We start from the raw sequence: 22551 nt of genomic DNA on the forward strand, positions 1-22551 counted from the left end.
CAGTCTCTCCTTAATAGCTTACTGGCGGCAGGGCTTCATCAGCCGGTTCAGCCACGCGCATTTGAACGGTATCGTCCGTGCCAAGCTCCTGATAGGCCCGATAGGCCAGAACGAGCAGGAAGGCCAGGAATGAAAAGGAAATCACAATTGCCGTCAGAATGAGCGCCTGAGGCAGAGGGTTGGCAGTTGGTCCATCGGGGACCGAAGCACCCGGTGCGATGATCGGCGGAACTTCACGCATCAGGCGACCGCAGACAAAGATCAACAGGTTCACAGCGTTCCCCAACACCGCAATGCCGAGGATGATCCGGATGGTATAGCGGGACATCATCAGATAAACGCTGACGGCAAAGAAGATCCCGACGAGTATGGACAACATGTTTTCCATGACCGATCACTCCTCCTCTAGCTTGAGCGCGATGGATGACAGTCCACCCAGCACCACGAAATAGACACCGATGTCGAAGAACATCGGGGTCGAAAGGGCAATTTCGACGCCCAGAATGGACGGAAACGCCCATTGGCTGGTCATGAAAGGCTCGGCGAAGGGCAGCGAAAGCAGGCCTGAGCAGGCGGACAGGGTGAGCCCGAAGCCTGCGATTGTCAGGGGATGGAAATGCAGCGCACGGCGAACATATTTCACGCCCGCAGCAATACCATACATCATGAAGGCCGAGGCTGCGATCAGACCACCAATGAAGCCACCACCCGGATCATTGTGGCCGCGTAACGTCACAAAAACCGAGAAGAGGATCATAAGGGCCGCCAGAAACGGGGCCGTGCTTCGGAAAATAAGGGTCCTCATGACTCGGCTCCTTTCTTGGCTGCGGTTGCGTCCTTGCCATTGGTTGGTTCATTCATCCCCTCGGCATGCTCCTTGTATCTTTGAGCCGTGCCGCGCGTAAGAGTGAAAACCGCAAGTGCAGTGATGGTAACAACCGAGATTTCTCCCAAGGTATCAAAGCCTCGGAAGTCTACGATGATCACATTGACGATGTTGCGCCCATGGGCAATCACACGACTATAGTCGGTAAAGAAATCACTGAGATGCGCATTGAACTGGCCTTGCGTCACCGACATCAGCAGAAGACCGAAGCCGGCACCCACCAGGATGGCGACCGTTGCATCACCAATGACCTGCCCCCACGGACGCTTGTCGCGCTCGGCAAGAGAGAGCCGGGTCATGACCAGAGCAATGATGACGACCGACAGGGTTTCAACCATGAACTGGGTGAAGCTCAAGTCAGGTGCACCGAACAGCAGGAAGATCAGGGCAACGGAAAACCCCTGAATGCCAAGGGAGACAATCGCCGTCAGGCGTGTTTTGGCAATGAGCAGGGCAAACAGACCAACAAGAGCCAAACCAAGCACACCCCATTCATAGAAATGCATTTCGGGGATGCCGGGCCAGTTCGGCAGTTCATCAAACATGATCATCGGAACCAGCAAGGCAAGTGCCGTGACGATGAAGGTTGCAGTCAGATAGAGTTCCAGATTGCCACTCTGAATGCGGCGGGTTATCAGCGTCGCGAGACGAACCAGACCTGCGATGAAGGTATCGAAGAAAGTGTCAGGTCCCTCACCCATCAGGCGGATGAAGGTGCCTCTGGCTTCCCGGATTGTTTCATATTTGCGGAAGAAGAGAACACCCCCGGCAATGGTGATCAACGAGAGCAGGAAGGCAAAATTGAAGTGCACCGCCCCGAGACCAACTTCCAGATGCCCGTGATGACCGGTGACGGCATTGGCCATCGGCGAAAGCAGGCCATGGGCGAAGAAACCGCCGAACAACATGGCAATGAAACCGAGGCTCGACAGAAGAACCGGCCCGGTAATCATCAGAAGCGGCCCTTCATGGGCATGTTTGGGCGTGCTGGCCTCTTCTCCAAGGAACGGTTTAAGCGCCACGACAAAGGCAGCACCGAACATCATTGCGTTGCCGACGACAGCGGTCACGGTCAACAGGATGTTCGAGAAATCCGTACCAATCAGGCCGCCATAGATTTCTTCCTTGGCGATGAAGCCGATGAATGGCCAGATGCCGCCCATGGAGAGCGCGCAGGCAACTGCGGCATAGAAGGAAACCGGCATCAGTTTGCGCAGACCTCCAAGCCGGGTCACATCTCGGGTACCGGCTTCATGGTCGACGGTACCGACAATCATGAAGAGGCCACCCTTGAAAAGGGCATGAGCAAAGAGATAAAGCACTGCCCCCGTGATTGCCACCTCATTTGAGGTTCCCACCAACATGACCAGCAAGCCCAGAGAGGCTACCGTGGTGTATGCAAGGGTCAGCTTGAGATCTGTCTGACGCAAGCTCATCCAGGTGCCCATCAGCAGGGTGAAACCACCGAAGATGGGCAGGATCGTCATCCAGAGCGTGGTATCGCCCATAATCGGCTGGACGCGCATCAGCAGATAGACGCCCGCCTTGACCATGGTCGCCGAATGCAGATAGGCCGAGACCGGGGTCGGCGCTTCCATTGCGTTGCGCAGCCAGTAATGGAACGGGAACTGGGCGGACTTGGTGAAGGCCCCTCCGAGCAGCAACAAAAGCATGGCCATATAGGCCCCGTTGTCGCGCATCGCATCGCCCTTGCCAAGCAGCTCGCTCATTTCCATCGATCCGCCAGCATGGGACATCAGAATAAGACCCGCCAACAAGGCGAGACCGCCGCCGCCGGTCACGATCAACGCCTGCAAGGCTGCGCGTCGGGACCGTTCGTGACGATGGTTGAAGCCGATGAGTAGGAAGGACGTGATCGAGGTCAACTCCCAGTAGATAAACAGAGTGATCAGGTTGTCGGCAAGCACCACACCGATCATCGAGCCCATGAACAGGAACATGAAGCTGAGGAAGCGCCCCTGCTCGCCATGCCCTTTCATGTAGCCGCCCGAATAAAGGATGATACAGGTCCCGATGCCTGAAATCAGCAGCGCAAAGACCAACCCCAGACCATCAGCAAAAAGAGAATATTGGATGCCATATTGCGGCAACCATTCAATCGGGGTTGAGTGAACACCATGACCGGAGGCAACCGCTCCGATAAATCCGCATAAATAGACGAAGATCCCGGCAGGAACCAGAGCCAGCAGCCAAGCCGCATTGTGCCCCATGATCCGCTTGGCATAAGGAGCAACCAATGCAGCAGCAAAGGGAGACGCCATTGCCCAAGGGAGACCGTCACTGAATTCAAACGCCATGCGCCAATCCTCATTCAGCATGTTAACCGAGCTTGCGACGACCGATTATCGCCGCAAACCTACACATAAAATGAAGACCCCGTCCATCCCGTGGCCTGTCCATTGCCTTCATCTCTTTGTTGAAATCCGACCATCAAGCAAGGCTTTTTTGCCTAAATGATCTTAAATTCCTTCCGTTGGTCCATATTTCGTGCGTAAAAGGCCTGACATCTTTGCCTTTATTACCATCGCGCACCACGATGTGGACCAGCTGCACCACATTATGCACACCGTGATAGCGATTGAAATTATCTGAAAGTCTTGAGCCGTAGATACCCGTAAGTACTTGTTGTGAAATGCCACCCCAGCATCCATATTAGCCTTAAGGATAAGTTTTTGCATATCTATCCGATTCCATCCGAAATAACCAGACCGAGTAATCCGGATTAACAAGCAAGACGTAAAAATCAAACTTTAGTTGCAAATCTTCACCGAACCAGTTTGTGAGAGATTAGGTATGACCAAGGTAATAAAAAGTGAAGAACAGTGGAAAGCACTGTTAAAAAATGAAGAATATCGCGTTTTGCGCGAAAAGGGCACGGAACGGGCAGGCACATCGCCCCTCAACGAAGAAAAACGCAAGGGACAATATTTCTGTGTTGCTTGCGGAAATCTGCTCTATACGTCGGATACAAAATATGAGTCAGGAAGTGGCTGGCCAAGTTTTTTCCAGCCAGCCAGAACGGATTCCGTCTCCGAACATTCCGACAGGTCTTTCTTCATGAAAAGGACGGAAGTCTGCTGTTCTTCCTGTGGATCACATCTGGGGCATGTATTTGAAGATGGCCCGGCACCAACAGGCTTGCGATATTGCATGAATGGGGTGGCGTTGCACTTTGAACCAGACGAAAATGAATGACGAAACCTGACCATGCCTGTTGCAACGTCGATGCGAGAAGAAAGTCGGAAGGGCAAGGACCTGACCGACATTGACGCTTGCAATTTGCCCGTTTGCAATTATGGTCCGTGCAATCCTGTTGACTGTGGAGCAGCCTGATGCCTCAAGCCGATTCCGACCGCAAACGCCCATCCCGCATGATGGCCTACATGATGCTTTTCATTTCTCTTGGGGGTTTTGTTTATGCCGCTCTGGGATGGATCGGCTATAGCGAAGCGCAAATTCCGGCTCAGTGGCGAGAAACCAGTGGCACCATCGTTGAGCGCGGGATAGAGGTTATTTCCCATCCGGACAAAAAGGGCGAAGGCGCAGAGACCTATCAGCCGCGCGTCAAATATCATTATGAGGTTTCCGGACAGACCTATGAGGGCACCCAGCTAAGCCTTCACCACCTCGAACGCACCTTGCGCGGGGTGGCGGAAACCGAAATTGAAGACATAAAGCAAGGCGATGTGGTCACGGTTCATTATGACCCGCAAAAGCCGGACAATGCGGTTCTGCGCAAGGCAGATACGATCGGCCCCGTGCAGGCTATTTCTGTCGGCCTCGTGATAGGCCTTACATGCCTTGCGTTGTTCTTTATTTCCTTGCGCCGCAGGGAGCCTGATCAGGCAGAGACCACGACCTGACGCAAGGAAGCTTTTACTTGCCATTTTTTCTGCATGAGAAACGGCCGGGCAAAGCAATGTCCGGCCTTGTTGCTCTCTCAATCCTTGATATAGGTGGCCTTGTTCATGTCTCGAGCTTCAACGCTCAGTGAGATATCTGGCGACACAGCCGCCTTCATCGCATCATAGATGCCCTTTACCAGCGCGGCTTTCTGTTCTTCGGTTCGACCTGCAAACAGCCTCACCTCGACGTGAATGAAAGTCTGGTCGGTTCCCCCCGTTACATAGTCATCAAAGGGCAGCGCCCGAGCCTTGATGGCTTTCGGCGTGAACAGACCGGATTTTTCCGCGGCCTGCCAAACGGTTTGAACAAGGGGTTTGATTTCCATTTCGCTCTCAAGCGTTTTAGCGTAGGAAATGACTAGATGCGGCATGCATTCAATCCTTTGCGTCATCATTTGCTGGTTGGTTTCATTATTGCTAACATTCCCGCACCATTTTGCAATCGGTTTCATGGCCACCGATTTCATACCGTGTTGCTCTTTGGAGTAGAAAGGTCAAGGACAGGATCATATCATGGCTGACATTCCAACTCTTGAAACAGAGCGCCTTCTGCTCAGGTCCATGACATTCGAGGACTGGCCTCGATATTTCGACTTGATGGCCTCCAAGCGCGCGCAATATATGAATGGCCCCCACAGCAAAAGCGCTGCCTGGGGCATGTTCTGCCATGATGTCGCCCTGTGGCATCTGTTCGGCCATGGTGCCTTGATGATTGAGGACAAAGAAACCGGCTCATGTCTGGGGCAAGTCGGTATCAATGGCGGTCCTTCCTACATGGAAAAGGAATTGGGCTGGTATGTCTATGAAGAGGCCGAAGGCAAGGGCTACGCCTTCGAAGCCGCCCTCTGCTTTCGCGACTGGGCCTTCAGAACGCTTGGTCTTGAGACCCTTGTCAGTTATATAGAGCCGCGAAACGAGCGTTCGATTGCATTGGCCGAGCGGCTAGGCGCGGTGCTGGATCCTGAGGCTCAACGCAATGTGCCCGAGGATCTGGTTTTCCGCCACCCGAAACCCTGAAGCAACGAGCCTGTCACTGCCGACGTCACTTGTCTTTGTCTGCGCATGCTATGCCGCACAGCATAACCAGACAGTCCGAGTCGTGAAACTCAGTGGTGGTGGTCATCCTTGCCGGATAGCGGCCTTCGGCAAACAGGTCCTTGAAGAATATCTCCATTGCGCCGAGATCCCCAATGTTCTTGAGATAGACTTCGATTTTGACCAACATGTCGAGATCACAATCAAACTCTTGCAGAGATTTCTTCATTGCCTTGGTCGCGTCTTTCAACTGAGTGTCGAAAGTGTCTCCCTTGCCTCGATGCAAGCCAAGAAAAACAAAATCACCAGCCTTGACGGCTGCGGAATAGCTATAGGGCGTGGGCAGATATTGAAGCATTTGGCGTTCCTCTTTTCTGGTTCGTGTTAAGAAGGAACATAAAGTGAACATTATTTCAATCAGGAGAATTCCGAATAGTCTTGCAGATCTGGCCGGAAAGTCATACCTGTAGGGAAATTTGAAGCCATGTGACAAGGTACTTTTATGTCAAACCAGAATTCCCCCTCTTCTCATATCAAAGCCGCTTTCCCGTCAGAGGCTCCCCGCGCAGAGAAACGCAGACATCAAGCAAGCCACCACGGCCTTGAGCTATCTGATGATTATGCCTGGTTGCGGGCGGATAACTGGCAAGAGGTGATGCATGAAGGCCGCGCGGTGCTTGACGATGCCATCGAAGCCTATCTTGATGCCGAAAACGCCTACACGACCAGGGAAATGGCAGACACCGAGGCCTTGCAAAGCACGCTTTTTGACGAGATGAAGGGACGCATCAAGGAAGATGACAGCACGGTTCCTGCCGTCGATGGCCCTTATGCCTATAGCTCGCGTTTCGTGGCGGGAGGACAATATCCGCTGGTCGTTCGCACCCCTCGCGATGGCGGACAAGAGACCATCCTGCTTGATGGCAATCTGGAAGCGGAGGGCGAAAGTTTCTTTCGTCTCGCCTCAACCGCTCACAGCCCTGATCACAGCAAACTGGCCTGGGCGGTCGACACCAAGGGCTCCGAATTTTTTACGGTTCGTGTGCGCGACATAGAAAGCGGCAAGGAGCTGTCCGACCATCTGGAGCGCACCACTGGCGGCGCGATATGGAGTGAAGACAGCACGCATCTCTACTATACATGTCTTGATGACAACCATCGCCCATGTCGGGTTTTCCGCCACAAGCTTGGCACATCGCAAGAAGAGGATGAGCTGATCTATGAGGAGAAAGATGCCGGTTTCTTCGTCGGACTTGGCAAGAGCCAGTCAGGCGAAGTGATTTTCATCGACTGCCATGATCATGAGACCAGCGAATGCTATTTCCTTGATGCCCGTGACAACTCTTCTGAGCCGATCCTGATCGCAAGGCGCGAGGAAGGTATCGAATACAGCGTCGATGAAGGCTGTGGCATTTTCTATATTCTGACCAATGCCGATGGTGCCGAAGACTTCAAGTTGGTAACCACCTCTCCTGATCAGCCGGGCCGGGATCACTGGCAGGGCCTCGTCCCGCATGAGACAGGGCGGCTCCTTCTCAGCCACTCCATTTTCAAGGACTATCTTGTCTGGATGGAACGGGAAAACGGCCTGCCGCGCATCCAGATTCGCAACATCACCAATGGGGAACAGCATGCGATTGCCTTTGAAGAGGAAGCCTACTCTCTCGGCTTTCACGGCTCGCTTGAGTTTGACACCGAGATCGTGCGCTTCACCTATTCATCCATGACAACCCCGAACAGGGTGTTTGACTATAACATGGCCAATCGCTCCCGCACCTTGCGCAAGGAACAGGAGGTTCCATCGGGCCATGACGCGGCAGACTATGTGACCCGGCGACTGATGGCCCCGGCTCATGATGGCGAGACGGTGCCGGTTACCCTGCTTTATCACAAGGATACAGCGCTTGACGGCTCGGCCCCTTGCCTGCTCTATGGCTATGGCTCCTATGGCATCGCCATTCCTGCAAGCTTCTCCACCACGGCACTGTCACTTGTTGATCGCGGCTTTGTCTATGCGATTGCCCATATTCGTGGCGGCAAGGAAAAGGGCTTTGCGTGGTACAAAAACGGCAAACGTGAGAAGAAGACCAACACTTTCAAGGACTTCATTTCAGCAGCGGACTTTCTGGTGGCCGAGAATTATACGTCTGAAGGCCAGATCGTAGCAGAGGGCGGCTCTGCCGGCGGGATGTTGATGGGCGCCGTTGCCAATATGGCCCCTACCCTGTTCTCCGGCATTCTGGCCATTGTTCCCTTTGTCGATGTCCTCAATACCATGCTTGATGACAGTCTGCCTCTGACGCCACCGGAATGGCCTGAATGGGGCAATCCGATTGCATCCATGCAGGATTATCAGACCATAGCCTCCTATAGCCCCTATGATCAGATCAGTGCGCAAAGCTATCCGGCCATTCTGGCGGTGGGAGGCCTTGCCGATCCGCGCGTCACCTATTGGGAGCCCGCCAAATGGGTGGCAAGATTGCGCGAGAAGCGTCTTGATGACAATCTGCTGCTGCTCAAGATCAATATGGAGAGCGGACATGGCGGCGCATCTGGACGCTTTGATCGCCTCAAGGAAACCGCTCTTGAATATGCCTTTGCGCTGAAGGTCAGCGGCAAGCTCTGAGCCATTGGCAGCAAGCATAAATCAAAGACAAAGGCCGCCTTGATGCAAGACGGCCTTTTTCATTTTCTGTGGCACTGACAGCTTTGCCACTTTACCCGACTTATGGCTTGACGCGGCAATATTCCATCATGCGTGCCCGGCTTGTGACCAGTTCGAAGCGGCCCTCATCAAGCTGATTGAGGCAAACGCGCTTGGTCCAGAGACTATCGATCAGCGTGAAGAGATAACGACCGTTCCCCAAGGCACGAAGAGCCATGTCCTTGCGGTTGGGGCCTGCACCCATGGTGAGGGTGCCGTTCTTGATGGTCACAAAGGCGCCCTCCTCGTTATACCAGAGGCCATCAAGGCTCGCAGGCACATCCACATGCCCGACCGGAGAGAGCGCACAATCTGCAAAACCGATCTTGCCGACAAGCCTGTCGCCTTCTCGCTTCAAATTGAGTTGAGAGGTCGATGAGCGCGTGGATACTTCGTTCTCTCCCTGCTCGTAAAGAACGCCACTGTCGCTGAGCCAGGTTGCGGTCTCGCCTTCGATTTCCAGCCACAGAGAACCGGAATCCGCGACATAGAGCCCATCGGGCAAGCGATCTGCCGATGGCTTGGGCAAAGCCAGATCATGCAGCGTTGCCATGACCTTTGACACAGAGCCGCGGGCATCTGTGTCCTCGCGGTTCGAGAGGAAAATCAAGCCGAGCCCGTTATCCCTGTCCATCATGATATAGGATTTGTATCCGGGATGGCTGCCCCCATGTCCGATAAAGGTACGATCTCCCAAAATCGTGTCGGTCATGCCCAGGCCATACCCGGTGCGCGTGCCATCGTTAAGTGTGCGAGACGTCGCAAGCTGATCCAGGATCCCCAGCCATTTCCCTTCACCTGCCATCAGAGTACGCAGCCAAAGGCTCATGTCCGTGACGCTGGCTGTCACGCTGCCTGCTGCCGAAATCTGAAGACCTGCCGCGCTTTGTAGCCATTTCTGACCGTTGAACCAGTAACCGGGAACGAGCCCCCTTACCGGATCGGCCCAAACATGAGGCGCGTCAAAATGAGTGCCCAGATCCTTGTTGATTTCCGCTTCAAGAAAATCCTTAAGATAAACGCCCTTTTTCTCGAGGATATGCTCTACCAGTCGATAGCCGGTGTTGGAATAGGAGGTTTCGGTTCCCGGAGCGAAGTTGAGCCGCGTCTGACGCGCTGTCATGTCAAGATTGCCCCTGGAACTCGTTTCCGAATAGACAGACAGCCCGACGAGCGTCAGGCATTCACGGTTGTCGGGCAAACCACCTGTCATGCTGAGCGCCTGTTCCACGGTGACATCGGCCAAAGGCTTTTGCAGTTGAGGCAAATGCTGTCCAAGACGATCATCAAGGCTGATCAGATCGAGATGCCGAAGCACCAAAGAGCAGAAAAAATGCTTGGTTACCGAGGCAAAGCGTCCAACGCTTGTTGATGAGAAGGCGACATCGCCATTCAGGCTTTCAAGCCCACCGGCCACGCTGAACCGGACCCCTGCTGCATCAAAGCCAAGAATGACGCCTCCCGGTTCATTCGCTTTCCATTTGTCTGTGATGGATTTTGCCGCTTGCTCGGCTGCATGCCAATTGAGTGTTGTTCTCATGTTTTTTCCTGTTTGGCTTCTCCCGTCGGGATCGGGAAGACTGGTTTTGTGCAAGAGGACACGAGGGACGAATATGGCTGTCGCGGCGATCTATTTCAGGATAGATGGCTCGTTAAATCAGGCAAGCTTTGAGCGTTTGTGCCCCTGTTGGCCTCAGATGCCTATATTCGTGGTGCCATGTTGCAGAAGTGGCAGAAACCTGTCATAGAATCTAGTCATGGCGATAGGGCAGAATCGCACAAAAAAGGGCTTCGCTAACGTTTTTCCCCTTTAAAAAATACTGCACGAATGGACTGAGACTGACAATGGATAGCGACGCCTCATCGGAAAAGAAGCGTAAATCACTGCTGTTTTTTGCCCCGGAACGGAGCAATCTGCAAATTCTCGAAGCGTATGACATCTATTTGCATCACCTCACCCATAGCGACCTTTTCGACATCACGATCATGGCGCCAAATGGCTCGCCTTTTGCTGCTGAAGCCAAAAGCATGGGATACAGGATGTATCCGATGTCAGACTTTGCTCGCAAACTCTTGCAGCGCACCCCGCAACTCTGGCCAATTCTGACAGCCACGCGCCGCTATCGCTTTGACATTGCGCTCAGCCATGAAGGCTATGCCTGCCGTGGTCTCAGCCAGATTGCCCGCCGGGTGGTTGGTGTGTGCCATGATGACAATTTCGAGGGCTTTGCCGCAGCAAACCGGATTCTGATTCTCAATTCCAGCACTGCCGAGTTGGCCGAAGAGTTCTACGAGGAGGAAATCCCTGTCGATATTCTGCCATACCCTTATGTCAGCCAGTTCAGTGACATCACACCGCTTGACGACGATCCAGACAAGGCACTGACCATCGGGGCGAGCGGCCCTTTCATGGAAGAGGATGGCCTTGGCACCTTCATTCATGCCGCACAACTCGTGCATGAAGGCCATCCGGAAGTGAAATTCGTTATCGCGGGCAAGGGCCCGCTTGAACATGACCTCAAGGAGCTTTCAGACCACATCGCCCCCTTCATCGATTTTGTCGGCCCACTTGATGCCGAGGAAATGGCCGAGCAAGTCGATCTGTTCTGCCTGCCGGCTCATCATGCCCCCTTCTCCTTTGCCCTATGCCAGGTGATGGATGCAGGCCTCGCCTGCCTTTCGACATGCGCCAGTGGTCCGATGGATATTCTCAAGGGCGGCATGGTTGCGCCGCTAGTGCCGATCAGTGATGCCTTTTTGCTCGCCGTCAAGCTTCAGGAGCTTATCGAAGACAGGAGCCAGATCGCCCGGATCAAGAAATCCTGTTTCGAACGCATCCGCGAGGAGGACTTCAGTGCCGATATCTTCGAAAGCAGACTCATCAAGCTTCTCTTGATGAAACCAAAGACCGCCTCGAACTTGACAAGTTAAAATGTTAGCCTTTCAGACCAGTCCGAACCCGGGAGTGAGGCAAGAACACAAGAAAGCTTGTGTATTTGGAACTATTTTAAAGAAACTTTGCCCCAATCCCCTTGTTGTCAAAACGGTTTGCACTTATTTTTGATGCAGATCAAAAAAATTCACCGACTCATTCGCCGGTGCCAATTCCTGAATAATATGGAGATATTTCAATGGCTTTTGAACTACCCGAACTCCCTTATGCCTATGATGCACTTGGCGACTTCATGTCTGCGGAAACGCTTGAGTTTCACCATGACAAGCACCATCTTGCCTACGTTACCAACGGCAACAACCTGCTGAAGGATTCCGGCCTTGAAGGCAAGAGCCTTGAAGATGTCGTAAAGGAAAGCTTCGGCAAGAATGCAGGTCTTTTCAACAACTCTGCCCAGCATTTCAACCATGTCCATTTCTGGAAATGGATGAAACCTGTTTCTCAGAAAGCCGGTATTCCCGGTGCTCTGGCTGCGAAAATTGAAGAAGACCTTGGCGGTTTCGACAAATTCCGCGCCGACTTCATCAATGCAGGCATCACCCAGTTCGGCTCCGGCTGGTGCTGGCTTGCTCTGGTCGATGGCAAACTGGTTGTCACCAAGACACCAAATGGCGAAAACCCGCTTGTACATGGCGGCACTCCGCTGCTTGGCTGCGACGTGTGGGAGCATTCCTACTATATCGACTACCGCAATGCGCGTCCTAAATATCTCGAAACCTGGTTCGACAATCTGGTCAACTGGGAATATGTGGCCGAACTGCTCGAAGCCGCATCCTGATTTGCGTGCCTTGAGGAGGCGCGAGCATCCCTTTGGCAGCCATAAAGAAACCCCGTCTCATCGAGGCGGGGTTTTCTTTTGATCAACGCTTGCCTTCATGCCGGTTCGGCTCATGCCCAAGAGCATTCAGACGGCCTACAGGCCTTTGCGGCAGGGGCTGATCGAACTGAAAAGCGGATATTCGGTACGCTTCCAGTAAAGCCAGTTTTCACAGTCTTTTCTGCTGCGAAAACAACCGATATCGTCAAATTCGACTTTGCGGGCACGGAAAGTGAAAAACAGGTCATCGCTTTCGACTTCCTTGGCTCCGACATGGCGTCCCCACCATACCCGAGATGCTCCGATTTCGCGCGCCAGAGCAAGGCATTTGGAGGGTTTTGGCTTGGGACGGATACTGGCAGCATTGCCCGCGCTTGGCCCGCTATTCTTGTTTTGTGCCATCACCATTTGTTCAGGCGGCAGACTTGGCGCTTGCATTGCAGCTTCTGGCGGGCGTTGAGAATCATTCGTGCCCGGTGGACCGAAGCCGCGCGGAGGAGCCGCATGCCCTGTCGGAATGGCGGCCACCCAAATGAGGGCTGACAAACTAGCGATGATCAGAAACGAAAACGGACGTTGACTTGCCATTATCATGCTCCTGATTTTGATAGTCTTTTTGAGGTCATCTGACGGCGGAAGCATAAGTCCGCTCCTTGTTGGTAGGCAAATGATGTTAATTGCCAAATGTTCTGTTCTTTCGACCCTCGTGGCAAATCCCTGTCATGATCTACCGCACAATACCGAGCCATTGCTCTGGAACAGGACAATAGACACAATAAGTAAATGAGCAAAATGTCAAAAGCAGGGCAGAGCTCACTTTTGAAAGATTGTTTTGTCACCCTCGCACAAAAGCCAAATAAAAAAAAGGAGAGACACGTCCCTCCTTTCTGTCACATCAAATTGTCTGGCCATTTCACGTGGCCGGTGCCTCTCGGGCTATTTCTTGAAGGCAAAATCCCAATAGAGATCGCGTGCCTTTTTGGCGAATGGTCCATGACCATATTCACGATCATCAAATGCGGTGATCGGAACGACCTTGGAGTAGTTGCCGGTTGAGAACATCTCATCGGCTTCGCGGCAGTCATCGAGGGTCAGAGTGCATTCAACCACGGTTTCGCCAGCATCGCGCAACAACTGGATAACGCGCTGGCGGGTGATGCCATTGAGGAAGCTGCCATTTGGAACAGACGTCTTGACGATGCCATCCTTGACGATGAAGAAGTTTGCCGTTGCCAGCTCGGCAACGTTGCCCATCATGTCGCAAACGATGGCATTGTCAAAGCCTTTGGCCGCCGCTTCCTTGAGGCAGCGAGCATTGTTGATATAAAGGCCGGAGGCTTTTGCATTGGTTGGCATGGTTTCAAAGGACGGACGCCGGAAGCTCGTTGTTGTCACCGTGAAGCCTGCATCGGGTGCTGGCATCGGAGCATCAAACAGGGTGAGGCCGAATTCAACATCTTCCGGGTCGACATTGATAACGGTATTGAGGCTCCCAAGGCCCCAGTAGGTAGGCCGGATATAAACTGCGTTACCACCGAATTTCTTGACGCCCTCGGCAGCCAGCTCCATGATTTCGCCGACTTTCATGGTCGGGTTCATGGCAAGCGCCTTGCAAGAGCGGTTGATGCGTTCGCAATGGCGATCAAGGTCGGGCATGACGCCTTCGAAATAGCGGGCACCATCAAATACCGTTGATGCTTGCCAAAATGCATGAGCGCGTGGCCCCAGGATCGGCGGGTTGCCTTCGAGCCATTCCCCTTTATACCAGGTCCAGGTCTGTGAAAATTCTGCCATAGCAATATTCCTTGCTTTTTATTCCGTTACTTTTCCTTCCCCGCCTGCCTTTGATACAAAGCGTCCCTTTTGGCCAAATCGACTATCTAACCGTCTTTATGCAATTGACAAGCTGGTTATTCTAAAGGGACAGGTTGGAAGGAGCGATGCTGATTGCGCCAAGATGGAAGTCAGTCTATGGCACAAGATCGAGCTGTTCCAAATCTCATGATCGAAACGATCAATTTCACTCTTATAACGCCAGAATATGCAAAAAGCGACTTAAATTCTGGCAATTCTTCATCAATATTTTCCATATACGCATCAATCTTTATTATTATTCCTTTCATTGCATTTCTGCGCGTCTTGTGCGAATTAAAAACAAGAGTGGCTTCATTCTTCTTACGCTTCCTCGGCTTTCCAATTCGAGGCTCAATCTTAAGACATTTCAAGGAGACAAGGCATGGCTGGTGCAGACACATGCTCTATTTATGTATTTGACGCATACGGAACCCTGTTTGATGTTCATTCAGCGGTTCGCCGTCATTCGGAAGCTTTGGGTCCTGATGCTGAAAAACTCTCCCAGATCTGGCGCTACAAGCAGCTTGAATATAGTTGGATTCGTGCCTTGACCGGGCGGTATGTGGATTTCTGGACGTTAACAGAGCGCGCGCTTGATTTTGCCTTTGAAAGAGTGCCCGGAGCGGATCGTTCGAAACGGGAAATCCTGCTGGGGGCCTATCATGAGCTTGACGCCTTTGAAGAGGTTCGCTCGGTCCTCAAGGCCCTCAAGGAAAATGGTGCTCAGCTTGCCATTCTTTCAAATGGCACACCGGACATGCTTCAGGCTGCGGTATCGAAAAATGATCTTGACGGCATGTTTGACCACATCCTGTCGGCAGACGAGGTTCGCTCCTACAAGACCCAGTCAGTGGTTTATGATTTGGCCATGACAGCATTCCGTTGTTTCCCCGAAGCCATTTCCTTCCAGTCGTCCAACCGATGGGATGTCGCCGGAGCCACGGCTTATGGCTTCCGCACTGTCTGGATCAACCGAACGGGTGACCTTGACGAATATCGCGATCTCTCTCCGGTTGCCCAGTTCAAGGACCTCAACGGCTTGCTGACCTTGTAAGCTTTCCCGAGAGTGTGCATCGGACAATGCCGATATATTCCCTTGATTGAGGACACTCCATTCTCCTGTAGCGCAAGGCCTGGCCATATGTCCGGGCCTCGGCTCTCTTTCTATTGCGAGTTTTGCTGCAAATTCTGCTGCGAACAGATCCGGAGACCTGGCGACCGAGAGCAGCCTCATTTTTGACGCGTTTACATAAATTCGGTTTCCCAGTATTTACAGAGACACATCTTGCCATCGATACTGGGGAACAATCCCTTTCCTCTGCTTGACCGCTTCTCTTCCGAATGAAACTCTTCATTGCGCGTGTTCATAGGCAATTTTGCCCATAAATGTCGCAGCACATGTCATCAGAAACCCTGTCCTATGACATTTTCTGTTTCCAGCTTGAGGACGTATCATGAAATACAAACTGATGATCGCGGCGCTTTGCGTTGCGGCCTTCGCAGGCACATCGACCGCTTCAATGGCAGCCGGCCCCGCTCCCATGCCTGCGCCCAATGACAACATGGACTCAGGCCCCGGACCAGCTCCGAAGCCGTTTGAAAAACCGGCTCCCAATGCAAAGCCTCACAAGGCGATGGCGAGATTCTGCAAGTTCGGCCCTGCTCCGCATGACCAGTGCGCTTTGCCCAATCAAGCTCCTTTTGGAAGCCCCTGCATGTGCAAAACGCCTAAAGGACCCCGAAAGGGAACGGCCAGATAAGGGTCTTCAGACACTCTCTCTGCTGCCTGCCAGGCATTCTTTCCTGACAGGCCGCAGCGCCAATCGAAAACCCGCGTCAGGTGCCCGTCTCAAGCGAGGGCTTTGACCAAGACCCAGCGTGACATTCCGTCCTTTTCAAAGGGCTCGACCTCTTCATAGCCTCGAGCCATGAAAAAGGGGGCATCTTCGGTTTGCACGAAAATATGTTCATAGCCGAGTTCCCCGGCGATCAGTTCCATTTCCCTGCACAAGCTCGCTCGCAGGGTCTCATTCGCATCATCATTGCCAACAGCCAGCCCGGTCAGCCAGGGACCCAGGTCCTCAAAGGCTTCCATATCCGTGCGCACAAGAACGCCCATTCCGGCCACCTGCCCTGCCCGTTCTGCATCTTTGACCAGTGCGACGAGACCGTCTTCCTCTTCGCCATCAAGGGCAAGCCTCTGAAAGGCGGCCTGTCTCATGGCCAGTCCCTCTTCGCTGTCATCACCAGACAGTCTGGCATGAAAACCTGCACACAGAGGGACCAACTCGGGACAATCGGACAGGCGGACCAATTCATATGCCTCGCTGTTCTGGCTCATTGTTTCATGCCTTCCTTCGGTATCCATTTGGCGACATTTCGAGGTGCTTCATAGCTTTCCATGCGATCCAGAATTGAGGTGACGTCGGTATCGACAATCAGCATGTCGCGATGGGCCTGTTTGGCAAATTGTTCCTCTGCAATTTTGTCGAGGAATTTGATGAGGTCGTCGTAATAGCCCGCAACATTGAACAAGGCCGAAGGCTTTTCATGCCAGTTGAGCATGCCCGACGTCCAAATCTCGAACATTTCATCCATGGTCCCGATCCCACCGGGAAGCGAGATGAAGCCATCCGACAGGTCTTCAAGCATGGCTTTGCGCTCATGCATGCTGTCAACCAGATGCAGCTCTGAAAGCCCCTTGTGGTCGATTTCCCTGGCCTTGAGAGAATGGGGGAGAATGCCAATAACCTTGCCACCTTCCGCAAGCGCGGCATCAGCACAGGCCCCCATCAGCCCGGCAGAAGAGCCACCATACACCAAGCCCATGCCGCGCCGTGCGATTTCTTTCGACAGGGCAACCGCAGCATCTTCAAATTCTTTTCTGCGGCCCCAGCTAGAACCGCAGAAAACACAGATATTTTTCATCGGAAATTCTCATGTCTGACATTCATCCTGCCAGAGTATCCATGATTCGTTACTTGATGACGACAGCCGTGCCTGATGCTGCGACCATCAGCATGGACCCATTCTGTCCAACCGTTTCGTAATCGACATCGACGCCGACAACCGCGTTGGCACCCAGGCGTTGCGCCTGAATGGTCATTTCTTCAAGCGCGATTTCGCGGGCCCGTTGCAATTCTTCCTCATAGGCCCCGGACCTGCCGCCGACGATATCCCTGATACCGGCAAAAAGATCCTTGAAGATGTTGGCCCCGAGAATGGCCTCGCCATTGACCAGACCCTTATAGTCGACAATGGCATGACCCTCGACATTTGGCGTGCTTGTGATGAGCATGATGGTTTCCTCTCAAATCAGTTTCTTGTCAGTGTCAAACGTGGGAAGGATTGCTTCCGGTTCAAGCCCTGACGACCAATTTTGAGATCTGGAATTTTACGGCTCGATGGCTGCCTGTCTCATGCCGTCGTATGCTCAAGCAGCGATCTCTATCTCAGTTCGATCAGGCGCGTCTTTCCACCATTGCAAAAGTAGCAACAGCCTTTGCACCCATATTCGTTTTTAAGTCCCACACCCCAATAGATCTTACGGCCATTCCGGGGCGATGCTCCATAGCAGATTTTTTCACCTGTCCGACAGGAGATATCCAAATACCACTCCTCAGGACTGCTCATGGTATAAACTTTGCCTTTTCCAGGCCAGGAATAAGCGGGACGATCAATCGGAAAAAGCTTTATGTCGATTGCCCCGCTGTACTGTTTCGTGAATCTCCAGTGCATACTTCCGGCAGATGTTTGAAAGGTCAAAGAGCAAAAAATGGCAATGAACCAAAAAACAAAATGAGTACGAGCCTTTTTCATGACAATATTCCTCGAAAGATTTCAGAGAGATAACAGCTTCTCTTCTCAAAAATATGAAATAACTCGGCTCATTTTTGCACGGAAGTGCGTTTCATCAAAAGTTGGCAACCTGCCACGCTGGAATACTACCTACCCAGAAACCGGCCACAAACAAAAAACCGGACACGAGGCCCGGTTTTCCTTATCTTGTTCTGAATTTCAGAAAGCGAATATCGGACGATATCCTACTCGGCTGCTTCCTGAGTGTAGCCCAGATGCTTGTTGAGCTGACCGATCAGATCAACTGCGGCATCTGCAATCACGGTTCCCGGAGGATAGATCGCATAGGCACCGGCGGCATAGAGCGCGTCATAATCCTGCGGAGGAATGACCCCACCGGCAACGATCATGATGTCAGGTCGTCCCTCGTCTTCGAGAACCTTTTTCAAGGCAGGAACGAGGGTCAGGTGACCGGCAGCAAGTGAAGACGCGGCGACGACATGGACGTCGTTCTCAACGGCCTGACGGCCTGCTTCTTCTGGGGTCTGGAACAGAGGGCCGATATCCACGTCGAAGCCGAGGTCAGCGAAGGCAGAGGCGATCACCTTCTGGCCACGGTCATGACCATCCTGACCCATTTTGGCGATCAGGATACGAGGACGACGACCGTCATTGGCTTCAAATTCCTCAACCAGTTTCTGAACTTTCTGGACAGCCTCAGACATGGCACCGACCTCCTTGCGATAGACACCGGAAATGGATTTGATCTCGGCGCGGTGACGGCCAAAGACTTTTTCCATGGCGTAGCTGATTTCGCCAACGGTTGCCTTGACGCGAGCCGCCTTGACGGAAAGGTCAAGCAGGTTGCCCTCACCGCTTTCCGCAGCTTTGGTCAATGCATCAAGAGCGGCATCGACTTCTGACTGATCGCGTTCTTCTCTGAGGCGTTTGAGTTTGTCGAGCTGCTGCTGACGCACGGCGGTGTTGTCGACCTGAAGAACGTCGATCTGTTCTTCGAAATCGGGTTTGTATTTGTTGACCCCGACCACGGTCTGGCTGCCGCCATCGATGCGCGCCTGGGTTTTTGCAGCGGCTTCCTCGATGCGCAATTTCGGAATACCGGCTTCGATGGCTTTTGCCATGCCACCAAGGCTTTCCACTTCCTTGATATGTTCGAGAACTTTTTCAGCCAGCTCTGCCGTCAGTTTCTCGACATAATGGGATCCGCCCCAAGGATCGATAACCTTGCATGTGCCGCTTTCCTGCTGCAAGAAGAGCTGGGTGTTACGAGCAATGCGGGCAGAGAAGTCGGTCGGCAGTGCCAGAGCCTCATCAAGAGCGTTGGTATGAAGCGACTGGGTGTGGCCTTGCGTTGCGCCCATGGCTTCAATCGCAGTCCGTCCGATATTGTTATAGACGTCCTGAGCGGTCAGCGACCAGCCAGAGGTCTGGGAGTGGGTACGCAGAGAATAGGATTTCGGATTTTTCGGCCCGAATTTCTCTTTCACCAATTTGGCCCAGACCAGACGACCTGCACGCATTTTGGCGACTTCCATGAAGAAGTTCATGCCGATCGACCAGAAGAAGGAAAGGCGCGGAGCAAAGGCATCCACGTCGAGGCCCGTCTCAACCCCGGCACCGATATATTCAAGGCCATCGGCGATGGTGTAGGCCAGTTCCAGATCGGCCGTCGCACCGGCTTCCTGCATGTGATAGCCAGAAATCGAGATGGAGTTGAATTTCGGCATATTCTGCGATGTGTAGGCAAAGATATCGGAAATGATGCGCATGGACGGAGTTGGTGGGTAAATATAGGTGTTACGCACCATGAATTCCTTCAGAATGTCATTCTGAATGGTCCCGGCCAGCTGCTCCTGTTTCACGCCCTGCTCTTCGGCGGCGATGATGTAAAGAGCCATCACCGGCAGAACAGCGCCGTTCATGGTCATGGACACGGACATCTTGTCGAGCGGAATACCGTCAAACAGGGTGCGCATGTCGTAGATGCTGTCAATTGCCACACCAGCCATGCCGACGTCGCCAGGAACGCGGGGATGATCGGAGTCGTAGCCGCGGTGCGTGGCAAGGTCGAAGGCAATGGAGAGGCCTTTCTGACCAGCAGCAAGGTTGCGCCGATAAAAGGCGTTGGAATCCTCAGCGGTCGAGAAACCAGCATATTGGCGGATCGTCCAGGGGCGCTGCGCATACATGGTCGGGTATGGGCCACGGATGAACGGGGCAAGACCCGGCCAACTGTTCAGGAAGTCGTAATTGGCGATTTCACTTTCGCTATAGGCATCTTTGACATCAATTCCTTCTGGCGTATGCCAGATGGCATCGCCAGCGGTCACCGAAGGGCTGGCCGCCTTGAAGGGGATGTCTGCAAAGCTTGGAATTTTGCTCATCTATCCAGCTCCTTATTCGTCAAGCTGTCGCGACCGGGGCGATCCCCAGTTCAGCGTGAATTTTGGTCAGTTCGGCAAGGACATCGCAGCCCTCAAAGGCGAAGGCATCAACTCCGGCTGCCGAAAGGGCGTCCATGATTTCCTTGGGTCGCCCTGCGATATAAACCATTTTGGCACCGGCCTCTTTCAGGGCCTTGGCAAAGGCTTCGCCCTTTTCTTCATAAAGGCCGTCAGGACCGACGATTGCGGCAATGCTTGCACCGGATGCCTTGAAAGCGGCAACAGCTTCTGCTGCTTCGAAATAACCGGTTTCCGAGATGGCTTTAATGCCACCGGCTTCGAAGAAGTTTTTCGCCCAGGTCGAACGCGCGGTGAAATCGGCGATCTTGCCGATATTTGCGAAGAAGACCGGCGGATTGCCAGCTGCCTTTGCCGCATCGCGAAGCGCTTCATAGGCTTCGGAGAAACGGAGAGGCTTGAGCGGTGTGCAGCTTTCGCCCTTGGCCGTCGTGGCAACAGGGATCGGAGCCACATCCAGCGTAGCGACATCAGCCTCGGAAATGTTCGGGAAAGCGGATGCCCCGGTAAGCGCTGCCTTGCGGGTGGCAAGCAACTTGTTGCGCGCTTCGTTGGACTGCGCGATGACGTCGGCGATCATGCCCTTCTTGAGTGCTTCGACGATGCCACCGGCCTGTTCAACATCCTGGAACAAACCCCAGGCTTTAGCACCGATTTCCAAGGTCAGGCTTTCGACATAACCGGAACCGGCGGACGGATCGGTCACGCGATAAAGGTTGCTTTCTTCAATCAGCATGGTTTGCAGATTGCGGGAAATGCGGCGGTCATGGGAATTCGGCAAGCCGATGGCCAATGTATGTGGCAGGATGCAAAGGCTGTTTGCGCCACCAACACCGGCAGCAAAGCAGGCTGTTGTCTCGCGCAGCACATTCACATAAGGATCGAGACGGGTCATCATGGACCATGATGTCTCGGCATGAATGGCCAGCGGAACAAAGTCAACACCGGCAGCGTCCAGCAGATTTGCCCAGAGATGGCGCATCGCGCGAACTTTCGAAAGGGACGCAAACTGATCCGCTTCGACTGCAAGGGTCACGTCGATCATGGCAATCGCTTCGGCCGTTTCGAAACCGGCATCGACCAGTGCTTTCCAATAGGCAACGATGGTCGCGACCACTGCGCCCAATTCCTCGGCGTCGGTTGCACCGGCATCGTGGTAGGGGCGTCCGTCTGCCGTGATGAAGGGTCCCTTGAAGCCTTTGGCTTTCAGATCCTTGATCGTGTCGATCATGGCTGCGGAGCGACCTGCCCAGTCCGGGGCCATCGAACCTGTCGTTGCGAAGGCTCCCAGAGGATCAAGGCCGAACGCAACGGTCAGCGTCGAAGGGTCGATACCTCTGTCTGCAACCAGTTCAGCAAAGGAAGCTGCGGCAGCCCGTCCGGTAACGCCGCCTTCAAGGCGGAAACAGACAAGATCAAGCAGAACGTCATTCAGGGCCTTTGCAAGGGTTTCCTTGTCGGCAGCAAGACCGTAACCGCGCGCCAGAGTGCTTCCCGCAAAGGGAATGGACACCATATTGACACCGTTGACAAGGTCGGTCAGCAATTGCTCATTGGCCTTTTCGGGATCCGGATGATCCATCCGCTGGCACACGAGCCAGGGATGATCAGCGGGCCGCATCGCCAGAGGGGCCTTGCCTGTCGCTCTTTCGAATATCGGGTTTATTTCAATACCATCGACAGTCTTGGTTGTAATTCGATCGACGGGTCTTCCTTTCAGTGCCTTTTCGGCGACTGCGACCCAGTCTTCCCGGGAATAGCCTTCAAATGTTTCGGCTATTCTGAGCGCTTCACTCATTCTTTTCGCTCCCTTTTTAGAAGAAGAGTGCAAAGTTTCAGGTAACCTTACCGCAACTCTTTTCTCTTGAATCCTTAGCGCATCGTTTCATGTTCACGAGTCCATGAAACCGTCCTCAACGAGCGCCCTGATGAAATGATATAGACTTTATGCCAACACGCTTTGTCTTATCTCATGTCTTCGGGCAGTTGCCCCCCAATTTTTGAACATTGTGCATTCTTCTGCCAAATCATTGAGATCTGTTAAATTTGTCGATCAAAGATCGAACAGAGCAACCATCCTTAAGGCTTAGTCATG

Annotated in this window: 21 protein-coding genes; 7 read left to right on the forward strand and 14 right to left on the reverse strand. The window is 53.2% G+C overall.

The genetic code is table 11. The annotated features are described in order from the left end of the window. Nucleotides 1-10: 10 nt before the first annotated feature. From ACHZB8_RS00925 to ACHZB8_RS00935, 3 genes are read right to left on the reverse strand one after another with little or no spacing between them, the layout of a single operon-like run. Nucleotides 11-388 (reverse strand): Na+/H+ antiporter subunit C, encoded by a 378-nt coding sequence (locus tag ACHZB8_RS00925; protein ID WP_316858085.1) that lies wholly within the window; start codon nt 386-388, stop codon nt 11-13. Between the two features lie 6 nt (nt 389-394). Next, nucleotides 395-805 carry an MnhB domain-containing protein gene (locus ACHZB8_RS00930; protein ID WP_316858087.1) on the reverse strand — a complete coding sequence of 137 codons (411 nt, stop codon included), beginning with the start codon at nt 803-805 and terminating at the stop codon, nt 395-397. Continuing rightward, nucleotides 802-3204, reverse strand: coding sequence for a putative monovalent cation/H+ antiporter subunit A (locus ACHZB8_RS00935; protein ID WP_316858088.1), 2403 nt, complete (start codon nt 3202-3204; stop codon nt 802-804). The genes ACHZB8_RS00930 and ACHZB8_RS00935 overlap by 4 nt, the downstream gene beginning before the upstream one ends. 496 nt (nt 3205-3700) lie before the next feature. On the opposite strand from ACHZB8_RS00935, the gene msrB reads away from it, so the two are divergent. Together msrB and ACHZB8_RS00945 are read left to right on the forward strand one after the other, a co-directional pair. Next, nucleotides 3701-4102, forward strand: a complete 402-nt coding sequence (msrB, locus tag ACHZB8_RS00940; RefSeq protein ID WP_316858235.1) for a peptide-methionine (R)-S-oxide reductase MsrB — start codon at nt 3701-3703, stop codon at nt 4100-4102. A gap of 137 nt (nt 4103-4239) precedes the next feature. After that, nucleotides 4240-4770, forward strand: coding sequence for a DUF3592 domain-containing protein (locus tag ACHZB8_RS00945; protein ID WP_316858090.1), 531 nt, complete (start codon nt 4240-4242; stop codon nt 4768-4770). 77 nt (nt 4771-4847) lie between these two features. Here ACHZB8_RS00945 and ACHZB8_RS00950 read toward each other — a convergent pair whose 3' ends face one another. Further along, entirely contained in the window at nt 4848-5183 is a 336-nt protein-coding gene (locus ACHZB8_RS00950; RefSeq protein WP_316858092.1) for a 5-carboxymethyl-2-hydroxymuconate Delta-isomerase, read from the reverse strand. 142 nt (nt 5184-5325) lie between these two features. Between ACHZB8_RS00950 and ACHZB8_RS00955 the strand changes: the two genes are divergently transcribed. Next, nucleotides 5326-5829 (forward strand): GNAT family N-acetyltransferase, encoded by a 504-nt coding sequence (locus tag ACHZB8_RS00955; protein WP_316858095.1) that lies wholly within the window; start codon nt 5326-5328, stop codon nt 5827-5829. Nucleotides 5830-5854: 25 nt separating this feature from the next. Here the strand turns inward: ACHZB8_RS00955 and ACHZB8_RS00960 are convergent, their stop codons facing one another. Next, nucleotides 5855-6205, reverse strand: coding sequence for a RidA family protein (locus ACHZB8_RS00960; protein ID WP_316858097.1), 351 nt, complete (start codon nt 6203-6205; stop codon nt 5855-5857). Nucleotides 6206-6349: 144 nt separating this feature from the next. On the opposite strand from ACHZB8_RS00960, the gene ACHZB8_RS00965 reads away from it, so the two are divergent. Beyond that, entirely contained in the window at nt 6350-8473 is a 2124-nt protein-coding gene (locus ACHZB8_RS00965; RefSeq protein WP_316858099.1) for a S9 family peptidase, read from the forward strand. 100 nt (nt 8474-8573) lie between these two features. Here the strand turns inward: ACHZB8_RS00965 and ACHZB8_RS00970 are convergent, their stop codons facing one another. Then, nucleotides 8574-10091, reverse strand: a complete 1518-nt coding sequence (locus ACHZB8_RS00970; RefSeq protein ID WP_316858101.1) for a serine hydrolase domain-containing protein — start codon at nt 10089-10091, stop codon at nt 8574-8576. Between the two features lie 305 nt (nt 10092-10396). On the opposite strand from ACHZB8_RS00970, the gene ACHZB8_RS00975 reads away from it, so the two are divergent. Beyond that, complete coding sequence (locus tag ACHZB8_RS00975) at nt 10397-11482, forward strand: glycosyltransferase family 4 protein (RefSeq protein WP_316858102.1); 1086 nt, start codon at nt 10397-10399, stop codon at nt 11480-11482. A 200-nt stretch (nt 11483-11682) separates the two neighbouring features. Next, nucleotides 11683-12282, forward strand: a complete 600-nt coding sequence (locus tag ACHZB8_RS00980; RefSeq protein WP_316858104.1) for a superoxide dismutase — start codon at nt 11683-11685, stop codon at nt 12280-12282. 135 nt (nt 12283-12417) lie between these two features. Here ACHZB8_RS00980 and ACHZB8_RS00985 read toward each other — a convergent pair whose 3' ends face one another. Next, nucleotides 12418-12909, reverse strand: a complete 492-nt coding sequence (locus ACHZB8_RS00985) for a hypothetical protein (RefSeq protein ID WP_316858105.1) — start codon at nt 12907-12909, stop codon at nt 12418-12420. A 348-nt stretch (nt 12910-13257) separates the two neighbouring features. Next, nucleotides 13258-14115, reverse strand: a complete 858-nt coding sequence (locus tag ACHZB8_RS00990; RefSeq protein ID WP_316858107.1) for a branched-chain amino acid aminotransferase — start codon at nt 14113-14115, stop codon at nt 13258-13260. Nucleotides 14116-14557: 442 nt separating this feature from the next. Between ACHZB8_RS00990 and ACHZB8_RS00995 the strand changes: the two genes are divergently transcribed. Further along, complete coding sequence (locus ACHZB8_RS00995; protein WP_316858109.1) at nt 14558-15229, forward strand: haloacid dehalogenase type II; 672 nt, start codon at nt 14558-14560, stop codon at nt 15227-15229. A gap of 795 nt (nt 15230-16024) precedes the next feature. Here ACHZB8_RS00995 and ACHZB8_RS01000 read toward each other — a convergent pair. From ACHZB8_RS01000 to ACHZB8_RS01025, 6 genes are all read right to left on the reverse strand, one after another. Continuing rightward, the gene (locus tag ACHZB8_RS01000; protein ID WP_316858111.1) at nt 16025-16516 is read right to left on the reverse strand and encodes a hypothetical protein; all 492 of its coding nucleotides are present in this window, start codon (nt 16514-16516) and stop codon (nt 16025-16027) included. Further along, the gene (locus tag ACHZB8_RS01005) at nt 16513-17103 is read right to left on the reverse strand and encodes a TIGR00730 family Rossman fold protein (protein WP_316858113.1); all 591 of its coding nucleotides are present in this window, start codon (nt 17101-17103) and stop codon (nt 16513-16515) included. The genes ACHZB8_RS01000 and ACHZB8_RS01005 overlap by 4 nt, the downstream gene beginning before the upstream one ends. 49 nt (nt 17104-17152) lie before the next feature. Continuing rightward, a complete protein-coding gene (locus ACHZB8_RS01010) occupies nt 17153-17473 on the reverse strand; it encodes a heavy metal-binding domain-containing protein (RefSeq protein WP_316858115.1) in 321 nt (106 codons plus the stop codon). A 149-nt stretch (nt 17474-17622) separates the two neighbouring features. Then, entirely contained in the window at nt 17623-17994 is a 372-nt protein-coding gene (locus tag ACHZB8_RS01015; RefSeq protein ID WP_316858116.1) for a hypothetical protein, read from the reverse strand. Between the two features lie 224 nt (nt 17995-18218). Continuing rightward, the gene (scpA, locus tag ACHZB8_RS01020; protein WP_316858117.1) at nt 18219-20378 is read right to left on the reverse strand and encodes a methylmalonyl-CoA mutase; all 2160 of its coding nucleotides are present in this window, start codon (nt 20376-20378) and stop codon (nt 18219-18221) included. A 19-nt stretch (nt 20379-20397) separates the two neighbouring features. Beyond that, entirely contained in the window at nt 20398-22254 is a 1857-nt protein-coding gene (locus ACHZB8_RS01025; RefSeq protein ID WP_316858118.1) for a methylmalonyl-CoA mutase subunit beta, read from the reverse strand. Between the last annotated feature and the right edge of the window lie 297 nt (nt 22255-22551).

It is taken from the genome of uncultured Cohaesibacter sp. (assembly GCF_963556055.3).
Taxonomy (GTDB): Bacteria; Pseudomonadota; Alphaproteobacteria; order Rhizobiales; family Cohaesibacteraceae; genus Cohaesibacter.

Excerpts from the sequence above, each read along its gene's own strand:
- ACHZB8_RS00925 (WP_316858085.1), bottom strand. The coding sequence starts at position 388 with ATGGAAAACATGTTGTCCATACTCGTCGGGATCTTCTTTGCCGTCAGC.
- ACHZB8_RS00930 (WP_316858087.1), bottom strand. The coding sequence starts at position 805 with ATGAGGACCCTTATTTTCCGAAGCACGGCCCCGTTTCTGGCGGCCCTT.
- ACHZB8_RS00935 (WP_316858088.1), bottom strand. The coding sequence starts at position 3,204 with ATGGCGTTTGAATTCAGTGACGGTCTCCCTTGGGCAATGGCGTCTCCC.
- msrB (WP_316858235.1), top strand. The coding sequence starts at position 3,701 with ATGACCAAGGTAATAAAAAGTGAAGAACAGTGGAAAGCACTGTTAAAA.
- ACHZB8_RS00945 (WP_316858090.1), top strand. The coding sequence starts at position 4,240 with ATGCCTCAAGCCGATTCCGACCGCAAACGCCCATCCCGCATGATGGCC.
- ACHZB8_RS00950 (WP_316858092.1), bottom strand. The coding sequence starts at position 5,183 with ATGCCGCATCTAGTCATTTCCTACGCTAAAACGCTTGAGAGCGAAATG.
- ACHZB8_RS00955 (WP_316858095.1), top strand. The coding sequence starts at position 5,326 with ATGGCTGACATTCCAACTCTTGAAACAGAGCGCCTTCTGCTCAGGTCC.
- ACHZB8_RS00960 (WP_316858097.1), bottom strand. The coding sequence starts at position 6,205 with ATGCTTCAATATCTGCCCACGCCCTATAGCTATTCCGCAGCCGTCAAG.
- ACHZB8_RS00965 (WP_316858099.1), top strand. The coding sequence starts at position 6,350 with ATGTCAAACCAGAATTCCCCCTCTTCTCATATCAAAGCCGCTTTCCCG.
- ACHZB8_RS00970 (WP_316858101.1), bottom strand. The coding sequence starts at position 10,091 with ATGAGAACAACACTCAATTGGCATGCAGCCGAGCAAGCGGCAAAATCC.
- ACHZB8_RS00975 (WP_316858102.1), top strand. The coding sequence starts at position 10,397 with ATGGATAGCGACGCCTCATCGGAAAAGAAGCGTAAATCACTGCTGTTT.
- ACHZB8_RS00980 (WP_316858104.1), top strand. The coding sequence starts at position 11,683 with ATGGCTTTTGAACTACCCGAACTCCCTTATGCCTATGATGCACTTGGC.
- ACHZB8_RS00985 (WP_316858105.1), bottom strand. The coding sequence starts at position 12,909 with ATGGCAAGTCAACGTCCGTTTTCGTTTCTGATCATCGCTAGTTTGTCA.
- ACHZB8_RS00990 (WP_316858107.1), bottom strand. The coding sequence starts at position 14,115 with ATGGCAGAATTTTCACAGACCTGGACCTGGTATAAAGGGGAATGGCTC.
- ACHZB8_RS00995 (WP_316858109.1), top strand. The coding sequence starts at position 14,558 with ATGGCTGGTGCAGACACATGCTCTATTTATGTATTTGACGCATACGGA.
- ACHZB8_RS01000 (WP_316858111.1), bottom strand. The coding sequence starts at position 16,516 with ATGAGCCAGAACAGCGAGGCATATGAATTGGTCCGCCTGTCCGATTGT.
- ACHZB8_RS01005 (WP_316858113.1), bottom strand. The coding sequence starts at position 17,103 with ATGAAAAATATCTGTGTTTTCTGCGGTTCTAGCTGGGGCCGCAGAAAA.
- ACHZB8_RS01010 (WP_316858115.1), bottom strand. The coding sequence starts at position 17,473 with ATGCTCATCACAAGCACGCCAAATGTCGAGGGTCATGCCATTGTCGAC.
- ACHZB8_RS01015 (WP_316858116.1), bottom strand. The coding sequence starts at position 17,994 with ATGAAAAAGGCTCGTACTCATTTTGTTTTTTGGTTCATTGCCATTTTT.
- scpA (WP_316858117.1), bottom strand. The coding sequence starts at position 20,378 with ATGAGCAAAATTCCAAGCTTTGCAGACATCCCCTTCAAGGCGGCCAGC.
- ACHZB8_RS01025 (WP_316858118.1), bottom strand. The coding sequence starts at position 22,254 with ATGAGTGAAGCGCTCAGAATAGCCGAAACATTTGAAGGCTATTCCCGG.